Genomic DNA, 1,931 nt, shown 5'->3' with positions numbered 1-1,931 from the left:
CATAGGTGGGGGCAAATAATTTACTAAATAATTGTGACACAGTCTGAATGACGGAGCAGTAAAAAAATCAAATCCCCCTTACCCCCTTTTCTAAAGGGGGAAATTGATCAGCGTATATATATTTTCATCCTCATCTGGTGTCATCAAAGTGGCATGAGGGTCTAATAACTATTTTAAAAAACCTGGTAATATTAATCTCCTTTTTTATTAAAAATGGGGATAAAATAACTACTGTTCTTCTCGGGTCAGATCACTGATCATTCTGTTGACTTTTAACAAATCTTTATATATTAACTGATATATCTGATAACGATTATTATAGTTTTGTAAATAGCTATTGTTTGGCTGGATGGAATCCTCAAAGGAAACCATGGCATCAATTGCCTCTTCAAAACTTTTGAATACTCCCTTGGCAACTCCTGCCAACATAGCAGTTCCAAGAGCAACTGCTTCACCAGTTTTTGGAATGATCAAGGCTTTCTGAAGAATGTCAGCTTTAATCTGAAGCCACGCTCTCGAACGAGAACCACCACCAATCACTCGCAAGCTGTTGATAGGTAAACCGAACCTTTCATATAAATCTAAATTTATTTTCATCTCATAAGTGAGGCTTTCCAAAATCGCTTTTACTACTTCTTCCTTGCTGGTTGCTAAAGTAAGGCCAATTATTGCCCCTCGTGACTTTTCATCAAGGTATGGTGTTCCCGTGCCGGAAAAATGCGGAAGAACAAATACTGAGGCAGGCTTATCCGGTATTTCCTTTAATAATAGATCGTATGCGCTCCCACCAATTTGGGCTGCTTTTTCAAGTTCCTCAAATCCAAACTCATCTCGAAACCAACGAAGCACAACCGCACCTGACGCTATATACGCCAGAGTAATGTAGGAATCTTTCACAACATGAGGATAACAGCAAAAACTGTTTTCCAACATTTCTCTGCTAAAAAAGGCGCTTTCCCCAAGATTGAGCGCAACACATTCGGAGGTTCCTATTCCATACATCGCTTCACCTGGGTTTTTCACTCCACATCCCAAAACTCCACAAGGCTGGTCATGGCCTCCAGTGGCAATTAAAAGATTTTTTGGAAGGCCGCTTATGCCAGATACTTTTGAGCTAATGGTTCCAGCTATGCTTCCAGAGGGAATGGCTCGAGAGAGATTTTGTGGGTCAACACCTGCCAATTTACAAATTTTTCCCGACCATTCTTTTTTGACTACATCAAAAAGCATAGTTCGAGCCGCCAAAGAATAGTCGATTACTGGTTGATCTTCCGTCAATCGATAAATAATATAATCCTCAACACAACAAAACTTCCAGGTTTTTTTAAAAACGTCTGGACAATGGTCTTTGAGCCATAATATTTTATTAACCGTATACATACCATGCAGAGGCATGCCGGTTATTCGAAAAATATTATAAGGGTTTTCTCTTTCTAACCAGTAATCAATATAAGTATGGGCTCGAGTATCGAAATTTGCCAGAGCATTATAAAGTGCTTTACCAGATCTATCAATTGGAATAAGCGTTTCCCCATGAGAGGTAACGGCTACGACTTCTATTGGTTCTTTTGACTTTTTCGTAGCCTCGTTAAGTGCATCAAGAACGCTTTCCCAAATATGTTCGGGATTAATCTCCAACCAACCCGGCTGAGGTGTTATAAAAGGATATTCACGGTATGATTGAGCAACCATAGTTCCATCTTCACGAAAAAGGACAACTTTACAACCACTCGTTCCTACATCCAAACCAGCCAAAACCAATGATACCCTCTCCCTCCATCAATTCGATGTATTTTTATATTTTTTATGGCAAAAGCCTTGAATCTAAGGTAAAATTTAAATTTCCCGTTTTCTATCCTGAAAACCAACGGGCATGATAACAAGCCCCTACCAAAGAATATAAAATTGTAGGGGCACAATGTATTGTGCCC

The 1,931-nt window shown here is 39.4% G+C and carries 1 protein-coding gene; it reads right to left on the bottom strand.

Annotated features, from left to right (window positions below):
* Positions 1-228 precede the first annotated feature (228 nt).
* Complete coding sequence (locus PLK24_RS11135; protein ID WP_324479146.1) at positions 229-1,761, bottom strand: FGGY-family carbohydrate kinase; 1,533 nt, start codon at positions 1,759-1,761, stop codon at positions 229-231.
* Between the last annotated feature and the right edge of the window lie 170 nt (positions 1,762-1,931).

Source organism: Atribacter sp. (assembly GCF_035418125.1).
Lineage (GTDB): Bacteria > Atribacterota > Atribacteria > Atribacterales > Atribacteraceae > Atribacter > Atribacter allofermentans.
The sequence above is the reverse complement of the archived record's forward strand: the minus strand, read 5'-3'. Positions and strand labels throughout refer to the sequence as shown.